We start from the raw sequence: 26,101 nt of genomic DNA on the forward strand, positions 1-26,101 counted from the left end.
GTCCTCGGTATCAGAGCACGAGGCGGATGGCGCTCACGGCCCCCGCCCAGGCATAGTCTGCGAACTGAAAGGGCTGGAGGTGCACGGGCGGCACTTCGGCTGCGGGGTCGAGCGATTCTCTGATCGCGACCGCGAGCATCTCGGGGAACTCCGCGGCGAGGGGCAGCCCTTCGCCCGTGAGGATGACCTTCTCGACGTCCACGATGCAGATGAGGTCGGCGATCACGACGCCGAGAGCCCGCACGGCCCCGGAAATGACCTCCAGGCATGCCGGCTGTCCGTCGAGGGCTTTGCTCACGACCTCGTCGAACGGAGTGCCTCCGGCGTGCCGCTCGATGGCGGGAATCGTGACGAACGCGGAGACGCAGCCGACATGCCCGCGGTCACAGGTCGGCCCTCGGTCGGACACGCGCAGATGTCCGACTTTGCCGGGATGCCCGTGCGCGCCGCGAATCGGTTGGTCTCCGACCACGAGACCGGCGCCGATGCCGGCTCCGAGACCGATGAGGGCCAGCGAGCTCATGCCTCTGCCGGCGCCGAACCAGTGGTGCGCCGCCGTGAGCGACTGCACGTCGTTGCTGATCTCGGTCGGCAACCCGGTGCGGGCGCGGACCAGGTCGGCGAGCGGTACGTTCTCCCATCCCAGGAAGTGCGAGCCGACGATGCGACGCTGTCCTTCCACACCCACGACGTCTCCGGCCAGGCAGACCCCCACCGCGGAGATGCGGGCGTGACGCGCTCGCATCTCCTCGAGCACCGTTCCGATCAGCTCGACCACATCGTCGACCTCTCGGGAAGGCAGGGGATGCTCGACGGTGTCGATGACCGTGGCGGAGAGATCGATGACGGCCGCATAGAGGGCATCGCCCGTGAGCTTGATCCCCGCGAACTGGGCGGCATCAGGTCGGACGTGGAGCGTCTCCGAGGGGCGTCCTCGGCCCGGTCGCGCCTGAACCTCGCCTTCGATGACGAATCCGAGGTCGATCAGATCGTGCGAGAGCCGGGAGAGCGATGCCCGGGACATCCCGGTGCGCTGAGTCAGGTCGGCGCGCGACCGCGACCCATGCACGAGGACTTCCAGGAGCACGCTGCGTTGCGCGTCGTGAAGCGCCGGCCACGACCAGGTCGACAGAGAAGACATGATCACACCCTAATGCGGGTCGCCACTATTTTGTTCCAAGGAGCAACGAAATCCCGAGGAGGGCGACGGAGCCTCGATGGGGGAGGGGATTCGAGACCCCGCCGCCGGCCTAGGAGTCGACGCGGATCTGGGCGATGACCTCGGAGTACTCGGTCTCGCCGACCGGAGTGAAACCGACCCGCAGGAAGAAGGCTTCCGGTCCGTCGTCACCGGCTTCGTAGATGACGTTGAGGTGATCGACGCCGCGACGGCGGGCTTCGTCGAGCAGGCTCTCCACCGCGAAGCGGCCGACGCCGCGACCCTGGCCCTCGGCGTCGACGTTGATGCGCCACAGCACGGAGCGGAAGTGCTCCTCCGGGGCCTCGTCGTCGAAGTTCGCGCTGACGAAGCCGACGACGTCGTCGCCGTCGAGCACGACGCGCTGCCAGGAGGTCTGCGGGTTGATGACGGTCGCCGCGATGCCGTAGGAGACCGGGGCGAGGAACTGCTCCTGTCCGGGCTTGAGCGACAGGTTGTTCACGGCGACGATCGTCGCAGCGGAGAGTTCGACCATGCGCAGTTCGGACATGCCCCCAGGCTAACGCCTCCCGCGCGAGCGCACACGCATCGCGACGCAGATTTTCCCCGCGGTGGGCCGGGGTGTCGCCCCGAAGGCGCACCGGAATCCGGTGCGCAACGCGGGCGGAGGGTCCTCAGGTATCTTGGTATCGAGACAAATCGACCTCGTGAACGGAGAACCTCCCGGTGACCGACGACGCCATCATCTACACCTACACAGACGAGGCACCGGCGCTCGCCACCGCCTCGTTCCTGCCGATCATCCAGGCCTACGGCGGGCAGGCGGGCATTGATTTCGAGACTCGGGACATCTCGCTGGCCGGCCGCATCCTGGCGGCATTCCCGCAGAAGCTCGACCCGGAGCAGCAGGTGGGGGACTCCCTCGCCGAGCTCGGCGGACTCGCCACGCTCCCCGAGGCGAACATCATCAAGCTGCCGAACATCTCGGCATCGATCCCGCAGCTGAAGGCGGCGATCGCCGAGCTCCAGCAGCACGGCTTCGACATCCCGTCGTTCCCCGACGAGCCCTCGACGCTCGAGGAGAAGGACATCCGCGCGCGCTACGACCGCATCAAGGGCTCCGCCGTGAACCCCGTGCTGCGCGAGGGCAACAGCGACCGTCGAGCGCCGCTGGCGGTCAAGAACTACGCCAAGAAGCACCCGCACCGCAACAAGCCCTTCCCCGCGGGGTCCAAGACGCGCGTCGCGACGCTCGGCCACGATGACTTCAAGGCGAACGAGAAGTCCTGGGTCGCCGCGAGCGACGACGTGCTCAGCATCCGTCACACCGCGACCGACGGCACCGTCACGGTGCTGAAGGAGGGGCTCAAGGTCCTCCCGCGCGAGATCATCGATGCCACCTTCCTGTCGGCTTCGGCCCTCGACGCGTTCCTCGCCGAGACGCTGCAGCAGGCGAAGGCGGACGACGTGCTGTACTCGGTGCACCTGAAGGCCACGATGATGAAGGTCAGTGACCCGATCATCTTCGGACATGTGGTCCGGGTGTTCTTCGCCGACGTGTTCGCGCAGTACGGCGACCAGCTCGCCGCGGCCGGTCTCACCCCGAACGACGGGCTCGGATCGATCCTCGCCGGTCTCTCCGGCATCTCCGGTGGAGACGAGATCGCGGCCGCGTTCGACCGGGCGATCGCGGAGGGCCCGCGGCTCTCGTACGTGAACTCGGACAAGGGGATCACCAACCTCCATGTGCCCAGCGACGTGATCGTCGACGCCTCGATGCCGGCGCTCGTTCGCAACGGCGGCAAGCTGTGGGGCCAGGACGGCGGAGAGGACGACACGATCGCCGTCATCCCCGACTCCTCGTACGCAGGCGTCTACCAGGCCGTGATCGACGACGTGATCGCGAACGGCCCGCTCGATCCCACCACGATCGGTACGGTGCCGAACGTCGGGCTGATGGCCCAGGCCGCCGAGGAGTACGGCAGCCACGACAAGACGTTCGAGATCCCCGCGGCGGGCGTCGTGCAGGTGCTCGACAGCGAGGGCAACGCGCTCATCGAGCACGAGGTCGGCGCCGGCGACATCTGGCGCGCGACGCAGACCAAGCACATCGCGGTCATGGACTGGGTCAAGCTGGCCGTCACGCGTGCGCGTGCGTCGGGTGTCCCCGCCGTGTTCTGGCTCGACGCCAACCGCTCGCACGATGCGCAGATCATCGCGAAGGTGCACCAGGGGCTGGCGCTGCTCGACACGCACGGTCTCACTCTCACGATCCTCGCGCCGGAGGAGGCCACCCGCTACACGCTCGCGCGTCTGCGTCACGGTCTCGACACCATCTCCGTCACCGGCAACGTCCTGCGCGACTATCTGACCGACCTGTTCCCGATCCTCGAGGTCGGCACGAGCGCCAAGATGCTCTCGATCGTGCCGCTGCTCGCCGGTGGTGGACTGTTCGAGACCGGTGCCGGCGGATCCGCGCCCAAGCACGTGCAGCAGCTGGTGGAGCAGAACTACCTCCGGTGGGATTCGCTGGGCGAGTTCTTCGCGCTGGCGGCCTCGCTCGAGCACTTCGCCGACCGCACCGGCAACGAGAAGGCCCGCGTGCTCGCGCAGACCCTCGACGCCGCGACCGGCACGTTCCTCGAAGAGGACCGTTCACCGGGGCGTGCGCTGGGCACCATCGACAACCGAGGCAGCCACTTCTACCTCGGCCTGTACTGGGCGCAGGAGCTCGCGAAGCAGACGGCGGATGCCGAACTCGCCGCATCCTTCGCCCCGATCGCGGCCGACCTGGAAGCGAACGAGCAGAAGATCGTGTCGGAGCTGAACGCGGTGCAGGGTTCGCCGGTCGACATCGGCGGCTACTACCGCCCGGATGCCGCGCTGGTCGAGGCCGCCATGCGTCCGTCGGCGACGCTGAACGGGATCATCGACGCCCTCGGCTGAGCCGCGGTCGGAGACCACGAAGGGGCGGATGCTGCGGCATCCGCCCCTTCGTCGTTCGTGACGCGGCGACGGACGGCGACTCGGTGTCGGCTGCCGACACGAAAAGGGCTGGCGACCCGGTGTCGGCTGCCCGGAGGATCAGTTGTAGACCGCGACCTCGAGGCCGACGGGCGACCAGTCGTAGACGTACTTCGCGAGGTCGATGGGCAGGTTCACGCAGCCGTGGCTCATGCGCGTGCCGTAGTTGTTGTGCCAGTACGTGCCGTGGAAGCCGATGTTGGTCGTGAACCAGGTGATCCAGGGCACGTCCTCGGTGCAGTACGGAGCCCCGGGGTAGCAGCCCATGTCCTGCATGGCCGTGTGGGCGAAGACCTTGAAGTTGCCGGTCGGCGTCAGCGTGCCGGGCAGGCCGGTCGAGACGGCCCAGGACTGCACGACGGAGCCGTTCTCGAACAGGTACGCGCGCTGCGAGCCGAGATCGATCTCGATACGGCGCGCCAGGGAGACGACCTCGAAGGGCGTCTCGGCGACCTCGAGGGCGAAGACCCCGTCGCCGGCCTCGAGCTGCTGGGCGAAGTCGGCGGCGACATCCGAGGTGTCGCCGAGGGCGCGTCCGTTCGCGCCGACCTGCTCCTGTCGGAGCACGGTTCCCGCGGAGTCGACGATGTTGGTCTCGTTGACGGCGGCGCGGTCGACGACCGCGGCGAGACCGTCGACGGTGGGCTGGATGACGGAGGCGTCGGCGGCGATGCGCAGCTGCCCGTCGTCGTCGACCACAGACAGCCAGGTCGCCGCCAGCGCGGGCGCGACCGGGACCGTGCGCTCGTCACCGACGTAGAAGCCGATGGTCGTCAGCATCGTGTTCATGGAGGCGGCCATGGCGGCCGCGTCGGCGTCGGAGATCGCGGCAGGGGCCTCGGCGGGTCCGCCGGGGTACTCGAGCGCGGTCGCCCCGTCCGCGACGGCGGCGCTGATCGCGGTCGTGAGATCGTCGACGTCGATGCCCGTGCCGGTCACGGACGGGGTCACCGTGTAGGCGAGCGTCGCGGCGTCGAAGACGACGCCGGCATCCACGGGATCGACGTAGCTGCCGGGTACCGCGGCACGGAGGGCCTCGGTCGCGAGCGCGGGGTCGAGCGTGATCTCGCCGGGGACGGGCTCGCCCATCCATGTGCTGAGGTTCCACATCGGGCGCTCCGCGAACGCGGTCTCGGTCAGTGTCTCCGCGTCGATCGCGGCGCCCAGGTCGGCGCCGGAGAGGACGACGTCTCCTCCCGCGCCGGTGAGGGTGATCTCGGTCGACGCCAGGTGCGCGTCGACGGCCTCGGCGGCTGCGCCCGGCGTCATCCATCCCACGGGGATTCCGGCGACCGAGGTGCCGGGAGCGATCAGGAACAGCGAGGCGGTGCCGGCACCCAGCGCGACCACGCCCAGTCCGAGCCCGATCCACAGACCCAGACGACGCTTCCTGGGCGTGGGCTCGATCGGCGCCCAGGCCAGCGGCTGCTCGCCGGTGGGCGGCTGCGCGGAGGAGGTCTCGTCTGACGACGGCATCGCGGTGGTGCGGGTCTCGCCGATCGGCTCGGTACTCGCGTTCTGCGCGGAAATCAGATCGGTCACGCACTCACCCCCCGGTCATCAAACGTGTCCTATTTGACAATGGTACGGGATGGGAGGTAACGGGGAGGCAACGGTCCTGGGGCGGCCGGGCGCCGCCGGCCTCCGGCCGCGGCTCCCGACCCCTGGGCGGGACGGTGTCAGTCGATGATCGCGATGCCGTCGATCTCCACCAGCATCTCCTCGCGGGGGAGGCCCGTGAAGACCGTGGTGCGGGAGGGCAGCACATCGGTGGTGGTGTGGGCGGTCACGAAAGCGCCATAGGCGTCGTTCATGATGGCGAAGTCCTCGCGCTTGGTGAGGTAGACGCGCAGCATCACGACGTCATCGAAGGTCGCGCCGGAGGCCTCGACGATCGCCTTGACGTTCTCGAGAGTGCGGGTCGTCTGGGCGGCGACATCGCCGGGGAACAGGTACTCGTTCGTCGCCGGGTCGACGGGACCCTGACCCGACACCTGCACGAACGGCCCCTTGCGGATACCCTGGGAGAACGTGTGAGCGGGAGCGGGGGCGGCGTCGGTCGAAACGCGGATCTTCGCAGTCATGAGGCCAGCCTAGTAGCCTTGTTAGATGCCTCTACAAATCCCCGACCCCGTGCTCGGCCCCTGGGCGAAGGGGTTCCCGGCGCGCGCGGCCGGGCTCCGGCTCTCCGACGTGGCGGGCGCCGGCCTGCGGCTCTCCGACCTGTCGACGCCCGTGCTCACGGTGCACGAGGCCGCGCTCACGCACAACGAGGAGACCGTGTTCGCCTGGGCTCGTGCGCAGGGAGTGCTGCTCGCGCCGCACGGCAAGACGACGATGGCCCCCGCGCTGTGGCAGCGCCTGCTCGACGCCGGCGCATGGGGGATCTCGGTCGCGACCCCGTGGCAGGCCGAGGTCGCCGTGGCGGCCGGGGTGCGCACGGTCCTGATCGCGAACGCGGTGACCGACGCGTCAGCCGCCGCCCATCTCGGAGCGCTGCTGTCCGCGGAGCCGGCCCTGCGGATCCTGTGCTGGGCCGACTCCGTCGCGACGGTCGAGATCCTCGCGGGGGCCCTGGGCGAGGCCGAACGCCCCCTGGAGATCCTGGTCGAACTCGGCGGGGCGCACGGACGCACGGGAGCGCGCACGATCGAGGAAGGGGAGCGCATCGCGGAAGCGATCGCGGACGCGGCCGGACTGCGTCTGGCCGGCGTCGCCGGCTATGAGGGGCCGTTCGGTCCCGATCGCGCGTCCGCGTCCACTGCCGCGGTCGATGCCTACCTGGGGACGCTCGTGGAGCTCCACCACCGCCTGACCTATCCCGCGGGGGCACGTCCCGTGCTCAGCGCCGGCGGCAGTTCCTTCCCCGATCGCGTCGCCGCGGTGCTGGCTCCGCACCGGGAGTCCGCGGACGTCGTGCTGCGCTCGGGTGCCTTCCAGATCCACGATGACGGCTTCTACTCCCGCATGTCGCCGTTCGGTCCGGTGGCCGGCACGGCGCCGCTGCGCTCGGCCATGCACGCCTGGTCGAGGGTGCTGTCGCATCCGGAAGACGATCTGGCTCTGCTCGACGCCGGTCGGCGCGACGTGCCGTTCGACATCGACCTGCCCACGCCGCAGTCCGTGGCGGGGGAGATCACCGCGCTCAACGATCAGCACGCGTTCCTACGGCTCGCCGCGGACGCGACGGTCGCGGTCGGCGACGTCGTGCGGCTGGGCCTCTCGCATCCGTGCACGGCCTTCGACAAGTGGCGCGTCGTCGCGGTGATCGACGACCCCGACGCCGATGATCCGCGGGTGATCGGGGCGGTGGCGACATGCTTCTGAGCGCCGAGAAGGCGGCCGGCGGGCTCGTGCGCCTCTACCGCGGAGCGAGCGTGGTCGACGGCACCGGGGCGCCTCGGTACGAGGCCGACGTCGCCGTGGAGGGCGCACGGATCGTCGCGATCCACCGGCTAGACGCTGCCGGTGAAGCAGGCGCCGAGCAGGGGGATCTCCCGGAGGGGACGGTCGAGATCGACGCCCGCGGTCTGGTGCTGGCTCCCGGGTTCATCGACATGCACGCGCACAGCGAGCTCGCCGTGCTCAGCGGCGCCGCGCACACCGCCAAGATCCGTCAAGGCGTCACCACCGAGGTCCTCGGCCAGGACGGTCTCGGCTACGCACCGCTCGACGACGCGACCGCGGCCGTCATCCCCGCGCAGATCGCGGGATGGAACGGCCTGCCGCCGTCCGCACCGTGGCGCACCATGGATGATCTGCTGCAGGCGATCGACACGGTCGCGGTCGGGAACTCCGCCGTGCTCGTACCTCAGGGCAACCTGCGCATGATGGTCGTAGGCCATCAGAATCGGCCGGCGACACCCGCCGAGATCGCCCGCATGTCGGAGCTGCTCGGAGCCGCGCTCGACGCCGGAGCGTTCGGCATGTCGAGCGGTCTGACCTACACCCCGGGCATGTACGCCGACACGGCCGAGCTCGAGGCGCTGTGCAGGGTCGTCGCCGAGCGCGGCGGCTACTGGTCGCCGCACACCCGCAGCTACGGCGGCGGCGCGCTGGACGCCTACCGCGAGGCGCTCGACATCGGCCGCCGGACGGGATGCCCGATCCACCTGACGCACGCCACCATGAACTTCGCGCCCAACCGCGGGCGTGCCGGGGAGCTCCTCGCACTCGTGGACGAGGCGCTCGCGGACGGGGTCGACGTGACGCTCGACACATACCCATACCTCCCGGGGGCCACGACTCTCTCCGCACTCCTGCCGAGCCGTCTCGCCGAGAGCGGCGACCTCGTCCGCGTGCTCGCGGAGCTCGATGCCGAGGGGCGCGAGCGCGTGCGGGCCGAGCTCGAGGACATCGGCTGCGACGGCTTCCACGGCGAACGCGCCGACTGGAGCGCCATCCAGATCTCCGGCACCGCGCGACCCGAGCTCGCCGGACTGATCGGTCGCACGGTGGCCGAGATCGCCGAGAGCAGCGGCCGGGCAGCCGTCGACATCGTGATCGACACGATCATCGCCGACGCCGGGGCCACCGGCATCCTGATGCACATCGGCGATGAGGACAACGTCCGCGAGATCATGCGCCACCCGCGACACACCGCCGGCAGCGACGGCATCCTGATCGGCGCACGCCCGCACCCCCGCGGGCGAGGCACCTTCCCGCGCTATCTCGGACACTACGTGCGCGAGCTCGGCATCCTCAGCCTGGAAGAGGCAGTGCGTCACCTGTCCGGCACGCCGGCGGCGCGACTGGGACTCGACCGCGGCGACGCGCCCCGCGGTGTGATCCGCACGGGCGCCACGGCGGACCTGGTCCTGTTCGACCCGCATACGATCGCCGCGGGCGCCACGTTCGAAGCGCCACTCACCCCGCCGGTCGGAGTGATCGAGGTGCTGGTCGGCGGCGTGCCCGTGGTGTCGGACGGGGAAACCACCGGACGAACCCCCGGCCGCGCACTGCGCATGCCACCGGTGCCGCACCGTGCGACGCTGCCGCTGATCGAGTCGCGCATCGACCCCGCGGCGCCCTGCTTCCCCTGGACCGTGCACACCCCCGTCGACGCTCCCGCGGAACTCGCCGGCATCGCGGCACGCCTCGGCGCGGGGGCGTCGGTCGAGCCCGCACAGCCGGTCATCCGTCTCCGCGTGGACGAGCGGATCGGCGAAGACGCCGCGGCATCGGGTCGTATCGGTGCCGAGGCGTTCCGGATCACGGTCGCGAGCGATGCCGTCGAGATCGTCGGTGCGACCGCCGCCGGCGTGTTCCGCGGCGCCACGACCCTGCGCCAGCTGCGCTCGCCGGATGCCGAGGCCGCGCTGCTGCCCGCGGGCGTCTGGCACGGTTCGCCCGCCCACGCCTGGCGCGGCACGATGCTCGACGTCGCGCGTCATTTTCGTCCCGTCGACGACATCCGCCGACTGATCGACCTCCTGGCCGACCATCATCTGAACGTGCTGCACCTGCACCTCACCGATGACCAGGGCTGGCGTTTCGAGGTGCCGGGCTTCCCGCGGCTCACCGAGGTCGGCGCGCGCCGGCCTGCCACCCAGCTCGGGCACGGCACGCGGGCCACCGTGGAACCGGGAGTGCACGAGGGGTACTACACGACCGCGGAGCTCGGTGCTCTGGTCGAGTACGCGGCCGAGCGTTTCGTGACGGTGGTGCCCGAGGTCGAGCTGCCCGGACACATCCAGGCGGCGTTGGCGGCCTATCCCGAGCTCGGCAACACCGATGTGGGGGCCCCGGTCACGACGCCGTGGGAACGGTTCGGGGTCAACCCGCGGACGCTGGCGCCCACCGAGACGTCGCTCGCGTTCGGGCGGGCCGCGATCGATGCGCTGTGCGACATCTTCGACGCGGAGTGGATCGGCATCGGCGGCGACGAGGTGCCGGTGACCGAGTGGGCCGAGAGCCCGGCGGCGCAGGAGCGGATGCATGAGCTCGGTCTCGAGACGCCGCACGACGTGCAGCCGTGGTTCACGGCGCACTTCGCCGCGCACGTCCGCGCCCGAGGCCGCACCGCACTCGCGTGGGACGAGGTGCTCGAGGGGGATGTGCCGGAGGGGATGCGGATCCTCGCCTGGCGGGGCCCGGTCGCGATGCAGGAGGCGCTGCGCCGCGGCATCCCGGTGATCGCATGCCCCGATCTCGAGGTGTACCTCGACTACGCGCAGTCCGACTCACCGGACGAGCCCGTGCGGGTCGGGCCGCCGCTGACGATCGAACGCGCCTATTCGCTGCGGGTCCCCGAGGGCGCTGTCGGGGGTCAGGCCAACGTCTGGACCGAGCACCTGCCGACGAGGGAGCGGGTCGACTTCGCGATGTTCCCGCGGCTCGCGGCGATCGCCGAACGGCTGTGGGCCGGAGGGGAGGCGGGGGACTACCCGGACTTCGCCCGGCGTCTGCCGACCCACCTCATCCGACTCGCGGCGTCCGGGGTGCGGTATCGTCCCCTCGACGGACCGACTCCGGATCAGCGCCGCCCCGGGGTGGCCGGCAAGCCGATGACGATCCGGGCGCGCGAGGAGATCGTCGCGGGACTGGTGGAGCGGCTCGTCAGACGGGCCGCCGACGCGGCAGATCCGGCACCGCAGTAAAAGTAACGTTTCGGTAACCCTCCTTGCGCCCCGCGCGAGGGAAGTTGCACAAACCTGGTTCGTAAGGTCTACTAACAAACATGTCCGCTTCGGATCCATCGCGTCCCGCCATGACGGCAGCGTACGTCGGAGGGAACAACCACGCCTTCGGGCCAGGGCGTCATCTGCGCTCCCGCGCGAAGGTCCTTCCCGAGCACGCCCGCGGACACAACCGCGCGCTCGTGCTGCAGACGCTGTATCACGCGGGGGCGATGAGCCGCGCGGATCTCTCCCGCGAGACCGGTCTGACCCGCGTCACCATCTCCGACCTCGTCGCCGAGTTCATCGCGGACGGCATCGTGATCGAGATGGGAGTCCGCGAGACGGTCGGACCCGGGAAGCCCCCGATCCTGATCGACATCGATCGCGTGGGCCATCAGATCATCGGTCTGGACCTGTCCGGACCCACCGCGTTCATCGGGGCGGTCCTCAGCCTCGACGGCGACGTGCTCGAGCGCCGTGAGGTGGCGCGCCCCGCCGAAGCCGCGGGGGAGGGCGTCTACGCCGCCGCGCTCGATCTCGCCCGACAGCTCGTCGCGGCATCCACGCGGCCCCTGCTCGGCGTCGGCATCGGCACCCCGGGCGTCGTGCGGCCGGACGGGCTCGTGCTCAGCTCGCCCAACCTGGGCTGGACCAACTTCCCGCTCGAGGCGAAGCTCGGCGCCGAGCTGGATCTTCCCGTGCTCGCGCGCAACGACGCCAACGCCGCGGTGCTCGCGGAGTACACCTTCGGCGACGCCAAGGCCGACTTCATGCTGATCAAGATCGGTCGAGGCGTGGGTGCCGGGCTCATCACCGGCAGCCAGCCCCTGCTGGGCAGCCGATTCGCCGCGGGGGAGATCGGTCACGTCGTCGTCGGCACCGACGGCGGACCGCGGTGCGCCTGCGGGAAGGACGGCTGCCTCGAAGCCTGGCTCAGCGTGAGCCGGCTGCGCGCGGCCCTCGCGGCCGAGCCCGCGTCGCGCGATGCGATCCTCCGCGACGCCGGCACCCGGATGGGCATCGCGATCGCCCCGATCGTCGCCGCCCTCGACCTGTCCGAGGTCGTCGTCTCGGGTCCTGCGGATCTGCTCGACGGCATCCTGATCGACTCCGCGATCGAGACCCTCCACGCCAGGACGCTGGAGGGCGTGTTCGAGGACACGCTCATCCGTCTCACCGCGCAGGAGGACATCGTGCTCCGCGGCGCCGCCGTCATGGTGCTCTCCGCACAGCTGGGTGTCTCGTGAGCGCGGCCCTGACCGGCGCCGGGGGCGGCATCCGATGACGGATGCACACTTCGCCGACCTCGACGGTCGGCACATTCGCGTGGGCCTGGACGTCGGCGGCACCAAGATCGACGCGGTCGCCGTGTCCCCGTCCGGTGACATCCTGGGCCGGCTGCGGCGACCGACGGGCTGGGGTGAGGACGCCGTGGTCGAGAGCATCGTCCTGGCGGTCTCGGCGCTCGCGGACGAGACCGGCATCGCCCTGTCGGAGGTCCGCTCGGTCGGGATCGGCATCCCCGGTCTGGTCGACGCCGATTCCGGACGGGTGCTGCACGCGGTGAACCTCGGCGTCGAGTCGCTCGACCTCGCCGTGCAGGCGCAGCGTGCGCTCGGGGTGCCCTTCCGCGTCGAGAACGATGTGAAGGCGGCGGCGCTGGGCGCGGCGGCCCTCCGCGGGATGACGGGCTCCATGGCCTACCTCAACCTCGGCACCGGCGTGGCGGCGGGCATCGTCGTCGACGGCCGGATCTGGCGCGGGGCACGGGGTACCGCGGGAGAGGTGGGGCACATCTCGGTCGACCCGAACGGGAGACTCTGCGGCTGCGGTCAGCGCGGTTGCATCGAGACCTTCTGCGGCGGGGGCGCTCTCGCGCGGGCCTGGGACCGCCCCGGCGCTCTCCCGGTGAAGGACATCCTCGACGCCGCCGAGGCGGGTGATCGGATGGCGCTCGCCCTGCGCGACGACCTCCATCGCGGAGCCGCCGCCGCCGTGCGCGTGCTCGTGCTGTCCGCCGACGTGGAGACCGTGATCATCGGCGGGGGCCTCACGGCGCTCGGCGACCGGCTCGAGGCCGGCATCCGCCGCTCGCTGCTCACCGACGCGGAGGCGTCACCGTTCATGCGTTCCCTGCGCCTGGATGAGAGGATCGAGATGCTCGCGTCCGGCTCACCCGCTGCCGCTTTCGGCGCCGCACTCGTCGGCGCTTCCATCACCGAGAAGGAGATCGTCCCCCATGGCTGAGGTCGTCATCGTCGAGAACGCGGAAGCCGCCGGTTCCCTGGTCGCCACCGAGATCGCGGAACTCATCGCGCAGCGTCCGGACGCCGTGCTGGGCCTCGCGACGGGATCGACCCCGCTGTCGGTCTACCAGGCGCTGCGCCGCGAGCTGGCGGGCCGTGATCTCTCCCAGGTGCGCGGTTTCGCGCTCGACGAATACGTGGGGCTCGCTCCGGAGCATCCCGAGAGCTACCGGTCGGTCATCACCCGCGAGGTCATCGAGCCGCTGGGGCTCGACCCGCAGCGCATCCAGGTGCCCAACGGCGCGCTGGAGACGATCCAGCGCGCGGGCAGCGACTACGAGGCCGCGATCGCCGCGGCCGGGGGTGTCGACCTGCAGATCCTCGGCATCGGCACCGACGGCCACATCGGATTCAACGAACCCGGATCGTCGTTCGCGTCGCAGACGCGGGTGAAGACGCTCACCGAGCAGACGCGCGAGGACAACGCGCGCTTCTTCGACTCCATCGACGACGTCCCGCGCCACTGCATCACGCAGGGGCTCGGCACGATCCTGCGGGCCCGTCACCTCGTGCTTCTGGCGTTCGGCGCGGGCAAGGCGCAGGCGGTGGCCGATGCCGTCGAGGGGCCGCTCGCGGCGATCCTCCCGGGCTCGGCGATCCAGCTGCACCCCCATGCGACGGTCGTCGTCGACGAGGCCGCGGCCTCGAAGCTGAAGCTCGCCGACTACTACCGGTACACCTTCGCGAACAAGCCGGCCTGGCAGGGGATCTGAACCGTCCCCCGCTCTGAGCCGTCGTCACCTCTGAGTCATGGTCAGCGGTGCAGCGCGGGCCAGGCGAGCGGCAGCAGATGCTCGACGCTCAGCGGCGCGAGCGGCAGGGTGCCGACGTCGGCCGGAGTGATCCACCGCAGTTCGGCCAGTTCGGCCTGAACCGTCACCGCGGCCGGATCGATCGTGGCCGAGAAGGCGGCGGCGACCACGCGGTGCCCCGGCTCGTTGGCGGCAGCGGAGACGAACGTGCCGAGTGGCGTGAGGGCGCTCTCGGGCAGACGCAGCCCGAGCTCCTCCTCGAGTTCGCGGATCAGGGTCTGTACGGCGGTCTCGTCGGCTTCGGGCTTGCCCCCCGGCTGCATGAACCGCACCGTGCCCTGCTTGCGCACCACCAGGACGCGGTCGGCCGCGTCGACGATCACGGCCGCGCTCACGTGGATGTCAGGCATGCGTTTCCGCGTCGGGGAGGAAGACCTTGCCGGGGTTCAGGATGCCGAGGGGGTCGAACACGCGCGTGATCTCCCGCTGCAGCTCCCACTGCGCGTCGCCGAGCTCATCGGCCAGCCAGCGCCTCTTCAGCACACCGATGCCGTGTTCTCCCGTGAGGGTGCCGCCCAGCCGGATCGCGGCGCGGAACATCTCGTCGGCCGCCGCCCAGACGTGGGCCGGGGTCTCGCTGCCCTCGAAGATGAAGTTCGGGTGCAGGTTCCCGTCGCCGGCATGCGCGACCGTGGGGATCACGAGGTCGTAGTCGCGCTCGATGCGGGCGATCTCGTCGAACATGGCCGGCATCGCGCTGCGCGGCACCGCGACGTCTTCGATCAGCGTCGTTCCCAGCGAGGCCATCGCCGCGTGCATGGAGCGCCGGATCGCGAGCAGCCGTTCGCCCTCGACGGGGTCGTGCGTGAGCGTCGTCGCGCCTGCGTGCGCGCGCAGCACCGCGGCGATCGTCTCCGCCTCGGCCACGGCGGCGGGGCCGTCGGTCTGGATCGTCAGCTGTGCGACGCCCGCGACCGGTGCCGGCAGCGCGAGCAGCGCATGCACGGCGGCGAGGCTCGCGGCATCCATCAGCTCCATGATCGCGGGCTGCACGCCGGAGGCGGTGACGGCCGCGGAGGCCGCAGCCGCGGTGCGGACATCGGAGAAGATCGCCGTGATCGTGCAGACGGGCCCCTCGATGAGACGACGCAGCTTCAGGGTGGCTCCCACGATCACGCCGAGCGTGCCCTCCGAGCCGATCACGAGCGAGGTGAGGTCGAGCCCGGTGACGCCTTTCACGCTGCGATGACCGAGGTGCACCAGGCGCCCGTCGGCGAGCACGAGATCGACGCCGAGGACGGCGTCGCGCACGACACCGTATTTGGCGCACAGCAGTCCGCCGGCGCCGGTGGCGATGTTGCCGCCCACGGTCGAGATGTCCCGGCTGGCCGGATCGGGGGCCCACCACACGCCGTGCCCGGCGAGCTGCCGGTTCAGGTCGGCGTTCAGGATGCCGGGTTCGACCACCGCGAGCAGATCATCGGCGCGCACCTCGATGAGGGCGGTCATGCGCGCGGTCGACAGCACGATCTCACCCTCTCCCGCGTTCGCGGCACCCGCGAGCCCGGTTCCCGCTCCGCGGACGACCACGGGGGTGCGGGTCGCCGTCGCGATGCGCAGCGTCTCCTGCACCTGCGCGACGGTCTCGGCGTGCACGATGGCGATCGGCGAGCCCTGTGCGGCGTGACCGGAACGGTCGGCTCTGGCAGCGTCCAGGGCGACGGGATCGACGTCCACGAGGGGGCCGAGGGCTGCCTGGAGCTGCGCCAGGGCGGTCATGACAGTGCGCGTCGCCCGGAGATGACGCCGGTGGCGATGGCGACGAGGCCGAATGCCGAGCCGATCAGGGCCTGGTCCATCGACCACCAGGCGATGGTGACGCCGGCGTAGATGAACAGTTCGACCGCGGCGCGCAGGAACGGGTGCACGCGCAGGACGGGACGCGGGGACAGGAAGAGCGCCCAGACCAGCAGGACGACGACCGGCGCGCCGATGCCCGCCACGATGTTCCAGGGGAACTCCCACGTCAGGAACCCCCACACGGCGAGGGAGCCGATGGCGATCACCAGGATGATGGCGCGGACGACGTCGAGGACGGTGATGACCGGACGCGCGACGCCGGGGACGGGAGCGGGATCCGAGGACATGGCACCAGTCTATTCGGCGCTCGCGAGCCCATCGTCCGCGTCGAGCGGGGCAGGCTGCTCGGTCGCGAGCGGGTCCGTCACCTCGGTCTCGGACGCAGGGGCGACCTCCACCGGGGGCGCCGGGTCGGCGACAGGTGCGGTCTCCTCGGCGGGTACGGCTTCTTCGACGGGCGCAGTCTGTTCGACGGGCGCAGTCTCTTCGACGGGTGCGGTCTCCGCGGCGGGCACAGTCTCCGCGGCGGGCGCGGTCTCTTCGACGACGGCCATGTCGACCGCAGGATCGCTCTCGTCGCCCAGGGCGCTCTCGTCGCCCAGGGCGGTCTCGTCGCTGGGCAGCTCGATGAGCGTGCCCTGGGCGAGGGCGCCGAGTGTGGTCTCGCCCGACGGTCCGGGGCCGGATTCGAGCACGTAGCGGAACGTGACACTCGCCGTGCCCAACAGGTGCTGGAGGGCCGTGGGTCGCAGGTCGACGACGCCGGCGCCGTTCTCATCGAGCGTGACCGTGCTGCCGCGCCCGCCGGAGCCGATGAAGGCCTCGATCGTCGCGCCGGGCAGACCCTGGACGGGCACGCTGTAGTGAAGCACCAGGTTCAGGTCGAGCGTGATCGTCGCCGCACCCCAGGTCGGCGCCTCGGTCGGGACCGAGGGGTCGACGGGGTCGACCGGGTCGACAGGATCGACGGGGTCGACGGGGTCGACGGGGTCGACGGGGTCGACGGGGTCGACGGGGTCGACGGGGTCGACGGGATCGACCGGATCGACAGGATCGACAGGATCGACCGGATCGACCGGATCGACGGGATCGACGGGAGGGGCGATGACCGGCGGGACCACGATCGGCGGGGTCGGGCGCTCGTCGACGAGCGGACCGACCGACTCCGCATCCGTTTCCTCCGCGTCGTCGGCGGGCGGGACGGTCTTCTTCTCCGGCTCGGGGCGCGGTGAGGGTGCGGGGATCTCGATGACGATCGACTGGTCGCTGTTCATCGACTCATCCGGAGAGATCTCCGAAGTGATCGACGACGAGTCCGCATCTCCGGCGCTGGGCACCGAGGAGGGGCGGGGGTCGATGAGACCGGGGACGATGGTCGCCGCCGCGACGACTCCGGCCACCAGGACCGCCGCCGATCCGGCGCCGACGAGAGCGCCGATGCCGGTGAAGACACCGCCGGCCGCTCCTCCCGTGGCCGCACCCGCGCCGCCGGCGCCCGCACCTCCGCTGGCGCTCGATCCGGCAGCGGTCATCGCGCCACCACCGACAGCGGCAGACGCGGCCGCATCGGGAGCCCCCGCGAACACCGCGGCCGGGATCGCGACGGGTGCCGCGGCGGCGGCCATCACGGGCACGCCGCCGGACTGCAGCGAGGCGAGATATCCGGCGGAGCCGCCGATGCCGAGCACGAGAGGCAGCAGCACGAGGCCGAGCCGCATCGAGACGTCCTTGGCCTCAGCCGCGACGATCATGCATCGCGCACACTCGTCCAGGTGGAGTTCGAGGCGCTTGTGGTCGCGCGTGCTGAGGTTGCCTCGGGAGTATGCGCCGAGGTGCTCGATGGTCCACTGGCACTCGGAGCCGGGGGCGGCGCTGCGCAGGTGCGCCTGGATCCACGCTTCTCGCAGCCCCTCGCGGGCACGGAACGCCAGCTGCGAGACGGCGCCGGACTTCATGCCCAGCAGGGGCGCGACCTCCTGGGGCCTCATCTGCTCGATCTCGGTGTACCAGAGCACCTCCTGCCAGCGGGAGGGGAGGCTGCGGAACGCCTGGGCGGTGAGGCTGCGATCGAGGGCTTCGTTCGCCGCCTGCTCGCTGCTGTCCGGGTCGGCGATCGAGTCGAGCTCGTCGATCGCGGAGTCGCGACGCGATCGTCCCCAGGCCGCGGCCGTGTTGCGGATGCTGGTGAACAGATAGGCGCGGAAGGAACCGTTCGGGCCGCCGCCCTTGACGATCGCCTGGTAGATGCGCGTGTACGACTCCTGCACGAGGTCGTCGGGGTCGATCGACGATGTCACCGAGCGGGCCACCGCCATTCCCGAGACGTAGTGGCGTCGCCAGAGTTCCCCGAATGCCTCCGTGTCGCCGGAGCGGGTGCGGAGGATCAGATCGGCGTCAGCGATCGGCTCGTCGTTCGGGGAGGTGGCGTGGTGCACAGGGGTCCATCTGTCTCGGGAAGCGCAAGCGTCGGGATTCGGGGCGCGTGCGTGCCCTCTCAAGAGAGACGCGCGGAAGGGCGTTTCATCACGCGCCTCGTTCATTCTGACGCGGATCGTCCCGCAGAACCACCCCTCTGAGGAAGTCTCCGAATCTCTTCGAAGCAGATAATCCCTGTTCCCAAGCTACTTTCGCGCACCGGGGCGGAGAATCTTCAAAAAACCTCCGAGGTTCGCGTAATGAATCGGGCAGAAGCTCGTCTCATCACATGGAGACAGCCAGACGAAACTCACCGGGGGGCGAGATTCAGGCGCCGGTGTCGGGAGACCGCACCGGCTGGGCGGGTCGGGAGCCTCGGGGGAGGAGTTCTCGGCCCCTCACTCCGACCGCGAAGCGGGGCCACCAATCCTGGGGAACGGTGGCCCCCGGCGCGGTCGAAGGGACCGGAGAGCGCAGAGCTGCGCGTCGTCACGCGATCAGCGGACGGGCCTCTCACACGGAGAGGCGCCCTCCCAGCCATACGCGGACGACGCGCAGCTCCTCATCCAGCAGCACGGCATCGCCGATGCGCCCCGGGGTCAGACCGCCGATCTCGGAATCGACACCGATGGCCCGCGCCGGCGTCTCGGTCAACGCACGCACCGCCTCCGCCAGGGGAACGCCGGCACTCACCGCGCGCGCCAGGGCGACGTCCTGCGTCAGGGTGGACCCGGCGATCGAGCCCGTGTCATCCGCGCGGGCGATCCCGTTCGTGACGGTCACGCTCACGGCCCCGAGGTCGTAGTGACCGTCGGCGCTGCCCGCGGCCGCCATCGCGTCGGTGACCAGCGCCACCCGCCCGGGCGCTGCGGCGAACAGCAGCGCGATCACCTGCGGGTCGAGGTGCACGTCGTCGGCGATGCCCTCGAGCACCACCCGATGATCCGCCGCCGCCGCGAGCACGGGGCCGGGGGCGCGGTGATGGATGCCGGGCATCGCGTTGAACGCATGCGTGAGGATCGACGCTCCGGCCGCGAACGCGGCACGGGCGGTCGCGGCGTCGGCGTCGGTGTGCCCGACGGCCGCGGCGGCGCCCGAGGCGACGATCTGACGGATGGCGTCGAGTCCACCGGGCAGTTCGGGGGCGATCGTGACCTGGCGGATCGTGCCCCTCCCGGCGTCGAGCAGACGTGCCACGTCGGCGGCGACCGGCTCCCGGAGGAGCGTGGGCTCGTGCGCGCCGTGGTGCCCCGGGTCGAGGAACGGTCCCTCCAGGTGCGAGCCGAGGATGTCGGCATCCGTCCGCATCAGATCCGCGATCAGGGACACGCTGCGAGCGAGGTCGTCCACACTCGCGGTCACGAGCGACACGACGGCCCGCGTGGTGCCGTGCGCGCGATGCAGCGCACGCGCGGTGCGGATCGCCTCGGCGCCGTCGTCGAACGAGACGCCGGCGCCTCCGTGCCCGTGGATGTCGATGAAGCCGGGAGTGAGGATCGCGCCGGGTCCTGCGACCGCCGCGGCGTCCACGACGTCGTCGGCGGGCGTCCAGTCCGCACCCGTGCCGTGGGCGGTCACCCGACCGGCCTCGATCCGCAGCCAGGCGTCGTCGGTGATCCCGCCGCCGTCGATCAGGCGGGCGGAGTGGATCACCAGGGATCCGCGTTCGGAAGAATGCACGGTCATCGCTCGCTCCAGGGAACATCGTCGGCGGGGTGGAAGTCGATCGATTCAGCCTTCCACAGCGGGGCCAGTGATCCGAGCCGCTCGCGGAACGCGTCCCAGGTGCGCCCGGGAGCCTCCTGCGCCGACCACGCGATCTCGGCCTGCGCGGCAGCGCGGGGGAACACGAGCTGCTCGACGTCGCGCAGGGTGCGCGTCGTCTCCGACCACAGGGGCGCCTCGATGCCGAGGATCGCGGTATCGGGCACGTCGAGGACGGCGGTCGGCTCCCAGTCGTACGACGCGCGCACATCGACCACGGCGGCCCAGGTCAGGCCGAGGAGGAACTCGGGGGTGTACTTCATGTCGAGGTAGGCGGCGTCGGCGGCCGACATGATGAGGGATCCGCCGCGTTCGACGAAGCGGGCCGCCTCTTCGGCGTGCGAGCCCATCGGGACCTTCATGCCCCAGTACTGCCCGACGGTGCCGCGGGCGATCCCCGCGGCGGCGCCGACCTCGTGCCAGGCGATCGGGACCTTCCCCGCCTCGACGACGATCTGCGTCGCGCGTGCCACGAAGAGATCGAAGTCCGCCTGCGGGGTGCCGAGCGATTCGTCGCCGCCGATGTGCAGGTACGGCCCCGGAGTCATCTCGGCCAGCTCGCGCACGACGTCGCGCACGAAGTCGTACGTGCGCTCCTCGTGGATGCGGACGCTCGAGTGACCGACGCCCCAGCCGAGGTAGGGCTCTCCCGCGACGGGCAGGGCCTGGTTCAGGCGCTCGGCATCGGCGAGCAGCGCGTCGTTCAGCACCGGCGCCTCGACGAGCTCGGGATAGGCGAGCCCGATCGCGTGCGTGTGCCCCGGCAGATCGATCTCGGGGATCAGGACCATGTGGTGCGCGGCGGCGTAGGCGACCAGTTCGCGATAGTCGTCCTTCGTGTAGAAGCCGCCCGGGTCTCCTCCTGCCGCGGTCGCGGACGCGCGTTCGGTCAGCAGCGGCCAGGAATCGATCTGCACGCGCCAGCCCTGGTCGTCGCTGAGGTGCAGGTGCAGGCGATTCAGCTTGAGCGCGCTCGTGGCGTCAATGAACTTCTTGACCTCGTCCACGTCGAAGAAGTGACGCGTGACGTCGAGCATGACGCCGCGGTGCGAGAAGCGCGGGCTGTCCTCGATCTCGGCGTGGAGGATCGCCCAGCCGTCGTCGGACTCGCGGAGCAGTTGCCGGAGGGTCTGCACGCCGTAGAAGAGACCGGCCTCATCGGCGCCGACGATCTCGACGTGCTCGGCGACGCGCAGACGGTAGCCCTCGGCGGGTCCGACGGCGGGGTCGAGGCGCAGCACGATGTCGCCCGCGGTCGGCTCCCCGTCGATCGTCGACGCGAGCCGGATGCCCGTGCGTGCCGCGATGCGATCGCTCAGCTCTGCCACGAGAGGGGAGACGCCGAGCACGCGCGACGTCGCGCCGATCGGCATCCGTCCTTCTCCGGCGTCGGCGACGGCGGGGAGGGGGACCAGAGGAAGGGAATGGGGAAGGACCATAAACAAAACCTACCCCGGGGAAGGCGAGAGCCACAGGAGGAATCCGCTATGCTCGTAACCGTCGCGACTGGCGTCTGGGTGGACTACCACCGGGGAGCGACTGAACACGGAATTCGACCGCGCGCCTGGGCCGATTGGTACACCCTTCGAATCCGTCGTCAGAGGAGCATGTCATCATGACCGATCGTTACTTCCACGCCCCGCTTTCCGAGGTCGATCCCGAGATCGCCCAGGTCCTGGACCGCGAGCTGAAGCGCCAGCAGACCTTCCTCGAGATGATCGCGTCCGAGAACTTCGTTCCCGTCTCGATCCTGCAGTCGCAGGGCTCGGTGCTCACGAACAAGTATGCGGAGGGCTACCCGGGCCGCCGCTACTACGGCGGCTGCGAAGAGGTCGACGTCGCCGAGGAGCTCGCCATCTCGCGCGCCAAGAGCCTGTTCGGCTCGGAGTTCGCCAACGTGCAGCCCCACTCCGGCGCATCCGCGAACGCCGCCGTGCTGCACGCCATCGCGCGTCCGGGCGACACGCTGCTCGGGCTGTCGCTCGACCAGGGCGGCCACCTCACGCACGGCATGAAGATCAACTTCTCCGGCCGTCTCTACAACATCGTCGCGTACGGCGTGAACCCCGAGACCTCCACGATCGACATGGACGAGGTGCGTCGCCTCGCCATCGAGCACAAGCCGAAGGTCATCATCGCGGGCTGGTCCGCCTACCCCCGCACGCTCGACTTCGCGGCGTTCCGCGCGATCGCCGACGAGGTCGGTGCGCTGCTCTGGGTCGACATGGCGCACTTCGCCGGTCTCGTCGCCGCCGGTCTGCACCCGAACCCCGTGCCGCACGCGCACGTGGTCTCGTCGACCGTGCACAAGACCATCGGCGGCCCGCGCTCGGGCTTCATCCTGACCAACGACGCGGATCTGGCGAAGAAGATCAACTCCGCCGTGTTCCCGGGCCAGCAGGGCGGGCCGCTCATGCACGTGATCGCCGCCAAGGCGACCGCGTTCAAGCTCGCGGCGACCCCCGAGTTCAAGGAACGGCAGGAGCGCGTGCTGCGCGGCGCGGCGATCATCGCCGACCGGCTCTCGCAGCAGGACGTCGCGGATGCCGGCATCGCCGTGCGTTCGGGCGGCACCGAGGTGCACCTGGTGCTGGTCGACCTGCGCGACGCCGAGGTCGACGGCAAGCAGGCCGAGGATCTGCTGCATGACATCCACATCACCGTGAACCGCAACGCCGTGCCCAACGACCCGCGTCCCCCGATGGTCACCTCGGGTCTGCGCATCGGCACGCCGGCGCTCGCGACCCGCGGTTTCGGCGACGCCGAGTTCACCGAGGTCGCCGACATCATCGCGCTGGCCCTGCTGCCCGGCGCCGACGTCGAGGCTCTCCGCGCGCGGGTCGACGCGCTCGCCGCCGGCTTCCCGCTCTACCCGGACCTGCAGCAGTGACCGCTGTCGTCCTCGACGGGAAGGCGGCGTCCGCCGCGATCCGCGCGGAGCTGACCGAGCGCGTCGCCGCCCTGAAGGCGAAGGGCGTGACGCCCGGCATCGCGACCGTGCTGGTGGGCGCCGACCCGGCGTCGCAGCTCTACGTGGGCATGAAGCATCGGCAGTCCGAGGCGATCGGGATGAACTCGATCCAGCGCGAGCTGCCCGCCGACGCCACCCAGGCCGCGGTGGAGGCGCTGATCGACGAGCTCAACGCCGATCCCGAGTGCCACGGGTACATCGTGCAGCTGCCGCTGCCGAAGCACCTCGACACCGACGCGATCCTCGAGCGCATCGACCCGGCGAAGGATGCGGACGGCCTGCACCCGACCAACCTGGGCCGGCTCGTGCTGAACGTCAACAGCCCGATCCACACGCCGCTTCCGTGCACCCCGCGGGGCGTGATCGAGCTCCTGCTGCGCAACGGCTACGACCTGCGGGGAAAGCACGTCGTCGTGGTCGGACGCGGGGTGACGATCGGTCGCTCGATCGGTCTGCTGCTCACGCGTCGTGACCTCAACGCGACGGTCACGCTCACGCACACCGGCACCGTCGACATGCCCCGTTACCTGCGAGAGGCCGACGTGATCGTCGCCGCCGCCGGGGTGAAGCACCTGATCCGTGCGGAGGACGTCAAGCCCGGCGCGGCCGTGCTCGATGTCGGAGTCACGCGGGAGACCGACCCCGAGACGGGCAAGAGCCTGGTCTTCGGCGACGTGCACCCGGATGTGGCGGAGGTCGCCGGATTCCTCTCGCCCAACCCGGGCGGGGTGGGGCCGATGACCGTCGCCCTGCTCATGACGAACGTCGTGGAGGCGGCCGAGCGGCTCTGACCCGCTGCCGCCGCGAACGCGCGCACAGAGAGAGGCGTCCGATCCCGAGGATCGGACGCCTCTCTCTGTCCGGGGCTGCGGGGTGCCGGTCAGGCCTGCGGCGCGAGCGTGCTCTCGATGCCGGAGATGCGGGCCTGCTCGTCGAAGCGGAAGGTCGCGGAGCCCGAGGCGTCGACCACCGTGGCGCCCGAGAACGCCTCGTCGGTCCAGGTCAGGGTCCAGTTCGCGAGCCGGGCGAGGTCCCACACCGACGTCCGGGCGTCGGCGAGGGAGAGGCCGGAGAGCACGCGCGGCAGCGCGACGACGGCATCCGCCACCGTGAGCGGGGCGAGCGGGGCGTCGAGCAGGAACACCGCACGGGTGCCGCCCCCGACGGGTGCCGAGTAGGAGGGAGCGCGACCGCTGAGCTCGACCGCGACGCCGCCGACCGTGTGCGCGGCCTGCGCGATCCAGCCGTCGTCGGCGGGGGAGTCGGCGGGGAAGGGGACCTCGGGGCTCGTGAGCTCGGCGATGCCGTGCTCGGCCCCGTAGGCCCGCAGCTGGGCGGCGACACCCTGCGGGTCTCCCTGCGGGTGCGCCCAGGCCCAGAGCATCGACCGGGGACCCGGCGCGATCGTCGCGATCAGGTGCGCCCGGGCGACCAGCTGGCGCGAGGGATCGGCGTTCGCCGTGAAGGTGAGGGTGCCGGCCGCCATGTCGGCATCCCAGCGGTGCTCGCCCAGAGCATCGGCCGCAGCCGACAGGGCCTCCTGACGGAGTGCGGTGTACAGGGCGGCACGGTCGGCGAGGGGCTGGAGCGCGGCGAAGGTCATGCGTACAGTTTCGCCCGGGTTGCTATGAATCCGCCACCGGCCCGAGGCGCGTCGTTCAGTAGCTGGCGCGCCCGGCGTCGCCGTCCGGGAGGAAGCGAGCTGCCAGTGCCTCGGAGGCGCGGGCGAGCAGGGCCACATCGGCACCGACGGCCACGAAGCGCGCACCGGCGGCGAGGTAGGCGTCGGCGGCGGCCGGATCGAAGGCGTTGACGCCGACGGGCTTCCCGGCCTCGGTCACCGCGGCGAACACGCGCTCGACCGCCGTCACGACATCGGGGTGGGTCTGCCGTCCGAGCAGTCCCATCGAGGCCGAGAGGTCGGACGGGCCGACGAACACGGCATCCACGCCGTCGACCGCGGCGATCTCGGATGCCGCGGCCACGCCGGCGGAGGTCTCGATCTGCACCGTGAGGGACGTGTGCGCGGCGGACTCCTGCAGGTACCGGTCCACCCGGTTCCAGCGCGCGCTGCGAGCCAGCGCGCTGCCGACTCCGCGCACCCCCTCCGGCGGATACCGGGTGGCGGCGACCGCGGCCCGGGCCTCGTCCGCGGAGGACACCATGGGCACGATCAGGTTCTGCGCGCCGAGGTCGAGGACCTGCTTGATCGCGACCGCGTCGTTCGACGCCACCCGCACGACCGGGGTGATCGGGTAGGCGGCGACGACCTGCAGCTGCACGAGCACCGACTCGAGCGTGTTCGCCGAGTGCTCCATGTCGATCAGGAGCCAGTCGAGTCCGGAGCCGGCGGCGACCTCGGTCACCAGCGAGCTGCCGGAGCACGCCCACATCCCGATCAGCGCGCGCTCGGAGTCGGTGAGCCTCTCGCGGAAGGAGGGGGCTAGATGAAGCGGCATGCGATCGTTCCCATCGGTCCGTAATCGCACAGCACCTCGTCGCCGCGCGACACCCACATCGGGCGTGTGAACGATCCTGCCAGGATGATCTCGCCCGCCTCCAGACGCGCGCCGTGCTGGTGGAACTTGTTCGCGAGCCAGGCGACCCCGGTCGCCGGATGCCCGAGCACCCCGGCGGCGACCCCGGTCTCCTCGATCTCGCCGTTGCGCGACAGCACGCCGGGGACCCAGCGCAGGTCGATCTCGTCCGGGCGGCGGTGCACATCGCCCAGCACCATCGCCCCGTAGGCGGCGTTGTCGCTGATGGTGTCGACGATCGTGCGCCCCTCGAGCTCGATGTGCGAGTTCAGCACCTCGAGGGCCGGGACCGCGTAGTCGATCGCGGCGAGGGCGTCGTCGAGCGTGCAGTCCGGCCCCGCGAGGGGGTGCTTCAGCACGAAGGCGAGCTCGACCTCGATGCGGACGTTGGAGAAGTGGTCGACCGGGATCTCGGCGCCGGACGCGTACACGGTGTCGTCGAACATGACGCCGTAGTCGGGCTCGGTGATGCCGGTCGCCTGCTGCATCGCCCTGGAGGTCAGCCCGATCTTGCGTCCGACGAGTCGGCGGCCTGCGGCGATCTGCGTGTCACGCCAGACGCCCTGGATCGCGTAGGAGTCCTCGACGGTCGCCTCGGGGTGGCGTGCGGTGATGCGCGGGATCACGGAGTGGGCGCGGTCGGCTTCGGCGAGTTCGGCCGCGATCTGCGCGATGGTGTCTGCGGACAGCATC

General features: G+C 70.9%; 21 protein-coding genes and 1 riboswitch. Of the genes, 8 read left to right on the forward strand and 13 right to left on the reverse strand.

All coding sequences use genetic code 11. The annotated features are described in order from the left end of the window. Window positions 1-10: 10 nt before the first annotated feature. Entirely contained in the window at window positions 11-1,141 is a 1,131-nt protein-coding gene (locus tag ACWA14_RS04150; protein ID WP_463796221.1) for an ROK family transcriptional regulator, read from the reverse strand. 109 nt (window positions 1,142-1,250) lie between these two features. After that, window positions 1,251-1,709 (reverse strand): GNAT family N-acetyltransferase, encoded by a 459-nt coding sequence (locus tag ACWA14_RS04155; protein ID WP_463796222.1) that lies wholly within the window; start codon window positions 1,707-1,709, stop codon window positions 1,251-1,253. Between the two features lie 176 nt (window positions 1,710-1,885). Here ACWA14_RS04155 and ACWA14_RS04160 point away from each other — a divergent pair, with 176 nt between their 5' ends. Beyond that, entirely contained in the window at window positions 1,886-4,105 is a 2,220-nt protein-coding gene (locus ACWA14_RS04160; protein ID WP_463796223.1) for an NADP-dependent isocitrate dehydrogenase, read from the forward strand. A gap of 138 nt (window positions 4,106-4,243) precedes the next feature. On the opposite strand, the gene ACWA14_RS04165 is transcribed toward ACWA14_RS04160, so the two are convergent. Beyond that, window positions 4,244-5,725 carry a L,D-transpeptidase family protein gene (locus tag ACWA14_RS04165; RefSeq protein ID WP_463796224.1) on the reverse strand — a complete coding sequence of 494 codons (1,482 nt, stop codon included), beginning with the start codon at window positions 5,723-5,725 and terminating at the stop codon, window positions 4,244-4,246. A gap of 137 nt (window positions 5,726-5,862) precedes the next feature. Continuing rightward, window positions 5,863-6,267, reverse strand: coding sequence for a RidA family protein (locus tag ACWA14_RS04170; RefSeq protein ID WP_463796225.1), 405 nt, complete (start codon window positions 6,265-6,267; stop codon window positions 5,863-5,865). Between the two features lie 25 nt (window positions 6,268-6,292). Between ACWA14_RS04170 and ACWA14_RS04175 the strand changes: the two genes are divergently transcribed. The 5 genes from ACWA14_RS04175 to nagB all read left to right on the forward strand — a co-directional run bounded on the left by ACWA14_RS04175 (window position 6,293) and on the right by nagB (window position 13,822). Then, the gene (locus tag ACWA14_RS04175) at window positions 6,293-7,510 is read left to right on the forward strand and encodes a type III PLP-dependent enzyme domain-containing protein (protein WP_463796226.1); all 1,218 of its coding nucleotides are present in this window, start codon (window positions 6,293-6,295) and stop codon (window positions 7,508-7,510) included. Next, complete coding sequence (locus ACWA14_RS04180) at window positions 7,501-10,782, forward strand: family 20 glycosylhydrolase (protein ID WP_463796227.1); 3,282 nt, start codon at window positions 7,501-7,503, stop codon at window positions 10,780-10,782. The genes ACWA14_RS04175 and ACWA14_RS04180 overlap by 10 nt, the downstream gene beginning before the upstream one ends. A gap of 80 nt (window positions 10,783-10,862) precedes the next feature. Then, window positions 10,863-12,050: an ROK family transcriptional regulator gene (locus ACWA14_RS04185; protein WP_463796228.1), complete on the forward strand. Its 1,188-nt coding sequence runs from the start codon at window positions 10,863-10,865 to the stop codon at window positions 12,048-12,050. 34 nt (window positions 12,051-12,084) lie between these two features. Next, window positions 12,085-13,050 (forward strand): ROK family protein, encoded by a 966-nt coding sequence (locus ACWA14_RS04190; RefSeq protein WP_463796229.1) that lies wholly within the window; start codon window positions 12,085-12,087, stop codon window positions 13,048-13,050. Then, window positions 13,043-13,822: a glucosamine-6-phosphate deaminase gene (gene nagB, locus ACWA14_RS04195; protein ID WP_463796230.1), complete on the forward strand. Its 780-nt coding sequence runs from the start codon at window positions 13,043-13,045 to the stop codon at window positions 13,820-13,822. The genes ACWA14_RS04190 and nagB overlap by 8 nt, the downstream gene beginning before the upstream one ends. Before the next feature lie 41 nt (window positions 13,823-13,863). Here the strand turns inward: nagB and ACWA14_RS04200 are convergent, their stop codons facing one another. The 6 genes from ACWA14_RS04200 to ACWA14_RS04225 all read right to left on the reverse strand — a co-directional run bounded on the left by ACWA14_RS04200 (window position 13,864) and on the right by ACWA14_RS04225 (window position 21,339). Further along, a complete protein-coding gene (locus tag ACWA14_RS04200; protein ID WP_463796231.1) occupies window positions 13,864-14,271 on the reverse strand; it encodes an NUDIX hydrolase in 408 nt (135 codons plus the stop codon). Beyond that, window positions 14,264-15,640, reverse strand: a complete 1,377-nt coding sequence (locus ACWA14_RS04205; RefSeq protein WP_463796232.1) for an FAD-binding oxidoreductase — start codon at window positions 15,638-15,640, stop codon at window positions 14,264-14,266. Before ACWA14_RS04205 ends, ACWA14_RS04200 begins: the two co-directional genes overlap by 8 nt. After that, window positions 15,637-16,008, reverse strand: coding sequence for a YrdB family protein (locus tag ACWA14_RS04210; RefSeq protein WP_463796233.1), 372 nt, complete (start codon window positions 16,006-16,008; stop codon window positions 15,637-15,639). The genes ACWA14_RS04205 and ACWA14_RS04210 overlap by 4 nt, the downstream gene beginning before the upstream one ends. A 9-nt stretch (window positions 16,009-16,017) precedes the next feature. Next, window positions 16,018-18,156: a sigma-70 family RNA polymerase sigma factor gene (locus ACWA14_RS04215; protein WP_463796234.1), complete on the reverse strand. Its 2,139-nt coding sequence runs from the start codon at window positions 18,154-18,156 to the stop codon at window positions 16,018-16,020. Between the two features lie 493 nt (window positions 18,157-18,649). Beyond that, entirely contained in the window at window positions 18,650-19,822 is a 1,173-nt protein-coding gene (nagA, locus tag ACWA14_RS04220; RefSeq protein WP_463796235.1) for an N-acetylglucosamine-6-phosphate deacetylase, read from the reverse strand. Continuing rightward, on the reverse strand, window positions 19,819-21,339 hold the full coding sequence (locus tag ACWA14_RS04225; protein WP_463796236.1) for a beta-N-acetylhexosaminidase: 1,521 nt from the start codon (window positions 21,337-21,339) through the stop codon (window positions 19,819-19,821). Before ACWA14_RS04225 ends, nagA begins: the two co-directional genes overlap by 4 nt. 53 nt (window positions 21,340-21,392) lie before the next feature. Then, a riboswitch (ZMP/ZTP riboswitch) is annotated at window positions 21,393-21,477 on the forward strand. 38 nt (window positions 21,478-21,515) lie between these two features. Here ACWA14_RS04225 and glyA point away from each other — a divergent pair. Next, window positions 21,516-22,790 carry a serine hydroxymethyltransferase gene (glyA, locus tag ACWA14_RS04230; RefSeq protein WP_463796237.1) on the forward strand — a complete coding sequence of 425 codons (1,275 nt, stop codon included), beginning with the start codon at window positions 21,516-21,518 and terminating at the stop codon, window positions 22,788-22,790. After that, a complete protein-coding gene (locus ACWA14_RS04235) occupies window positions 22,787-23,662 on the forward strand; it encodes a bifunctional methylenetetrahydrofolate dehydrogenase/methenyltetrahydrofolate cyclohydrolase (RefSeq protein ID WP_463796238.1) in 876 nt (291 codons plus the stop codon). The genes glyA and ACWA14_RS04235 overlap by 4 nt, the downstream gene beginning before the upstream one ends. 89 nt (window positions 23,663-23,751) lie before the next feature. Here the strand turns inward: ACWA14_RS04235 and ACWA14_RS04240 are convergent, their stop codons facing one another. From ACWA14_RS04240 to ACWA14_RS04250, 3 genes are read right to left on the reverse strand one after another with little or no spacing between them, the layout of a single operon-like run. After that, entirely contained in the window at window positions 23,752-24,474 is a 723-nt protein-coding gene (locus ACWA14_RS04240; protein ID WP_463796239.1) for a DUF6882 domain-containing protein, read from the reverse strand. Window positions 24,475-24,529: 55 nt separating this feature from the next. After that, entirely contained in the window at window positions 24,530-25,330 is an 801-nt protein-coding gene (locus ACWA14_RS04245) for an HpcH/HpaI aldolase family protein (protein WP_463796240.1), read from the reverse strand. After that, window positions 25,315-26,100 carry a 2-keto-4-pentenoate hydratase gene (locus ACWA14_RS04250; RefSeq protein WP_463796241.1) on the reverse strand — a complete coding sequence of 262 codons (786 nt, stop codon included), beginning with the start codon at window positions 26,098-26,100 and terminating at the stop codon, window positions 25,315-25,317. The genes ACWA14_RS04245 and ACWA14_RS04250 overlap by 16 nt, the downstream gene beginning before the upstream one ends. Window position 26,101 lies beyond the last annotated feature (1 nt).

The sequence above is a fragment of the Microbacterium sp. TW_SC_2 genome, from assembly GCF_055361165.1.

Bases quoted from the DNA above. Each gene is read 5' to 3' on its own strand.
- ACWA14_RS04170 (WP_463796225.1), bottom strand. From the start codon at position 6,267: ATGACTGCGAAGATCCGCGTTTCGACCGACGCCGCCCCCGCTCCCGCT.
- ACWA14_RS04155 (WP_463796222.1), bottom strand. From the start codon at position 1,709: ATGTCCGAACTGCGCATGGTCGAACTCTCCGCTGCGACGATCGTCGCC.
- nagB (WP_463796230.1), top strand. From the start codon at position 13,043: ATGGCTGAGGTCGTCATCGTCGAGAACGCGGAAGCCGCCGGTTCCCTG.
- ACWA14_RS04180 (WP_463796227.1), top strand. From the start codon at position 7,501: ATGCTTCTGAGCGCCGAGAAGGCGGCCGGCGGGCTCGTGCGCCTCTAC.
- nagA (WP_463796235.1), bottom strand. From the start codon at position 19,822: ATGACCGTGCATTCTTCCGAACGCGGATCCCTGGTGATCCACTCCGCC.
- ACWA14_RS04205 (WP_463796232.1), bottom strand. From the start codon at position 15,640: ATGACCGCCCTGGCGCAGCTCCAGGCAGCCCTCGGCCCCCTCGTGGAC.
- ACWA14_RS04175 (WP_463796226.1), top strand. From the start codon at position 6,293: ATGCCTCTACAAATCCCCGACCCCGTGCTCGGCCCCTGGGCGAAGGGG.
- ACWA14_RS04150 (WP_463796221.1), bottom strand. From the start codon at position 1,141: ATGTCTTCTCTGTCGACCTGGTCGTGGCCGGCGCTTCACGACGCGCAA.
- ACWA14_RS04225 (WP_463796236.1), bottom strand. From the start codon at position 21,339: ATGGTCCTTCCCCATTCCCTTCCTCTGGTCCCCCTCCCCGCCGTCGCC.
- ACWA14_RS04245 (WP_463796240.1), bottom strand. From the start codon at position 25,330: ATGCCGCTTCATCTAGCCCCCTCCTTCCGCGAGAGGCTCACCGACTCC.
- ACWA14_RS04250 (WP_463796241.1), bottom strand. From the start codon at position 26,100: ATGCTGTCCGCAGACACCATCGCGCAGATCGCGGCCGAACTCGCCGAA.
- ACWA14_RS04190 (WP_463796229.1), top strand. From the start codon at position 12,085: ATGACGGATGCACACTTCGCCGACCTCGACGGTCGGCACATTCGCGTG.
- ACWA14_RS04200 (WP_463796231.1), bottom strand. From the start codon at position 14,271: ATGCCTGACATCCACGTGAGCGCGGCCGTGATCGTCGACGCGGCCGAC.
- ACWA14_RS04210 (WP_463796233.1), bottom strand. From the start codon at position 16,008: ATGTCCTCGGATCCCGCTCCCGTCCCCGGCGTCGCGCGTCCGGTCATC.
- glyA (WP_463796237.1), top strand. From the start codon at position 21,516: ATGACCGATCGTTACTTCCACGCCCCGCTTTCCGAGGTCGATCCCGAG.
- ACWA14_RS04185 (WP_463796228.1), top strand. From the start codon at position 10,863: ATGTCCGCTTCGGATCCATCGCGTCCCGCCATGACGGCAGCGTACGTC.
- ACWA14_RS04240 (WP_463796239.1), bottom strand. From the start codon at position 24,474: ATGACCTTCGCCGCGCTCCAGCCCCTCGCCGACCGTGCCGCCCTGTAC.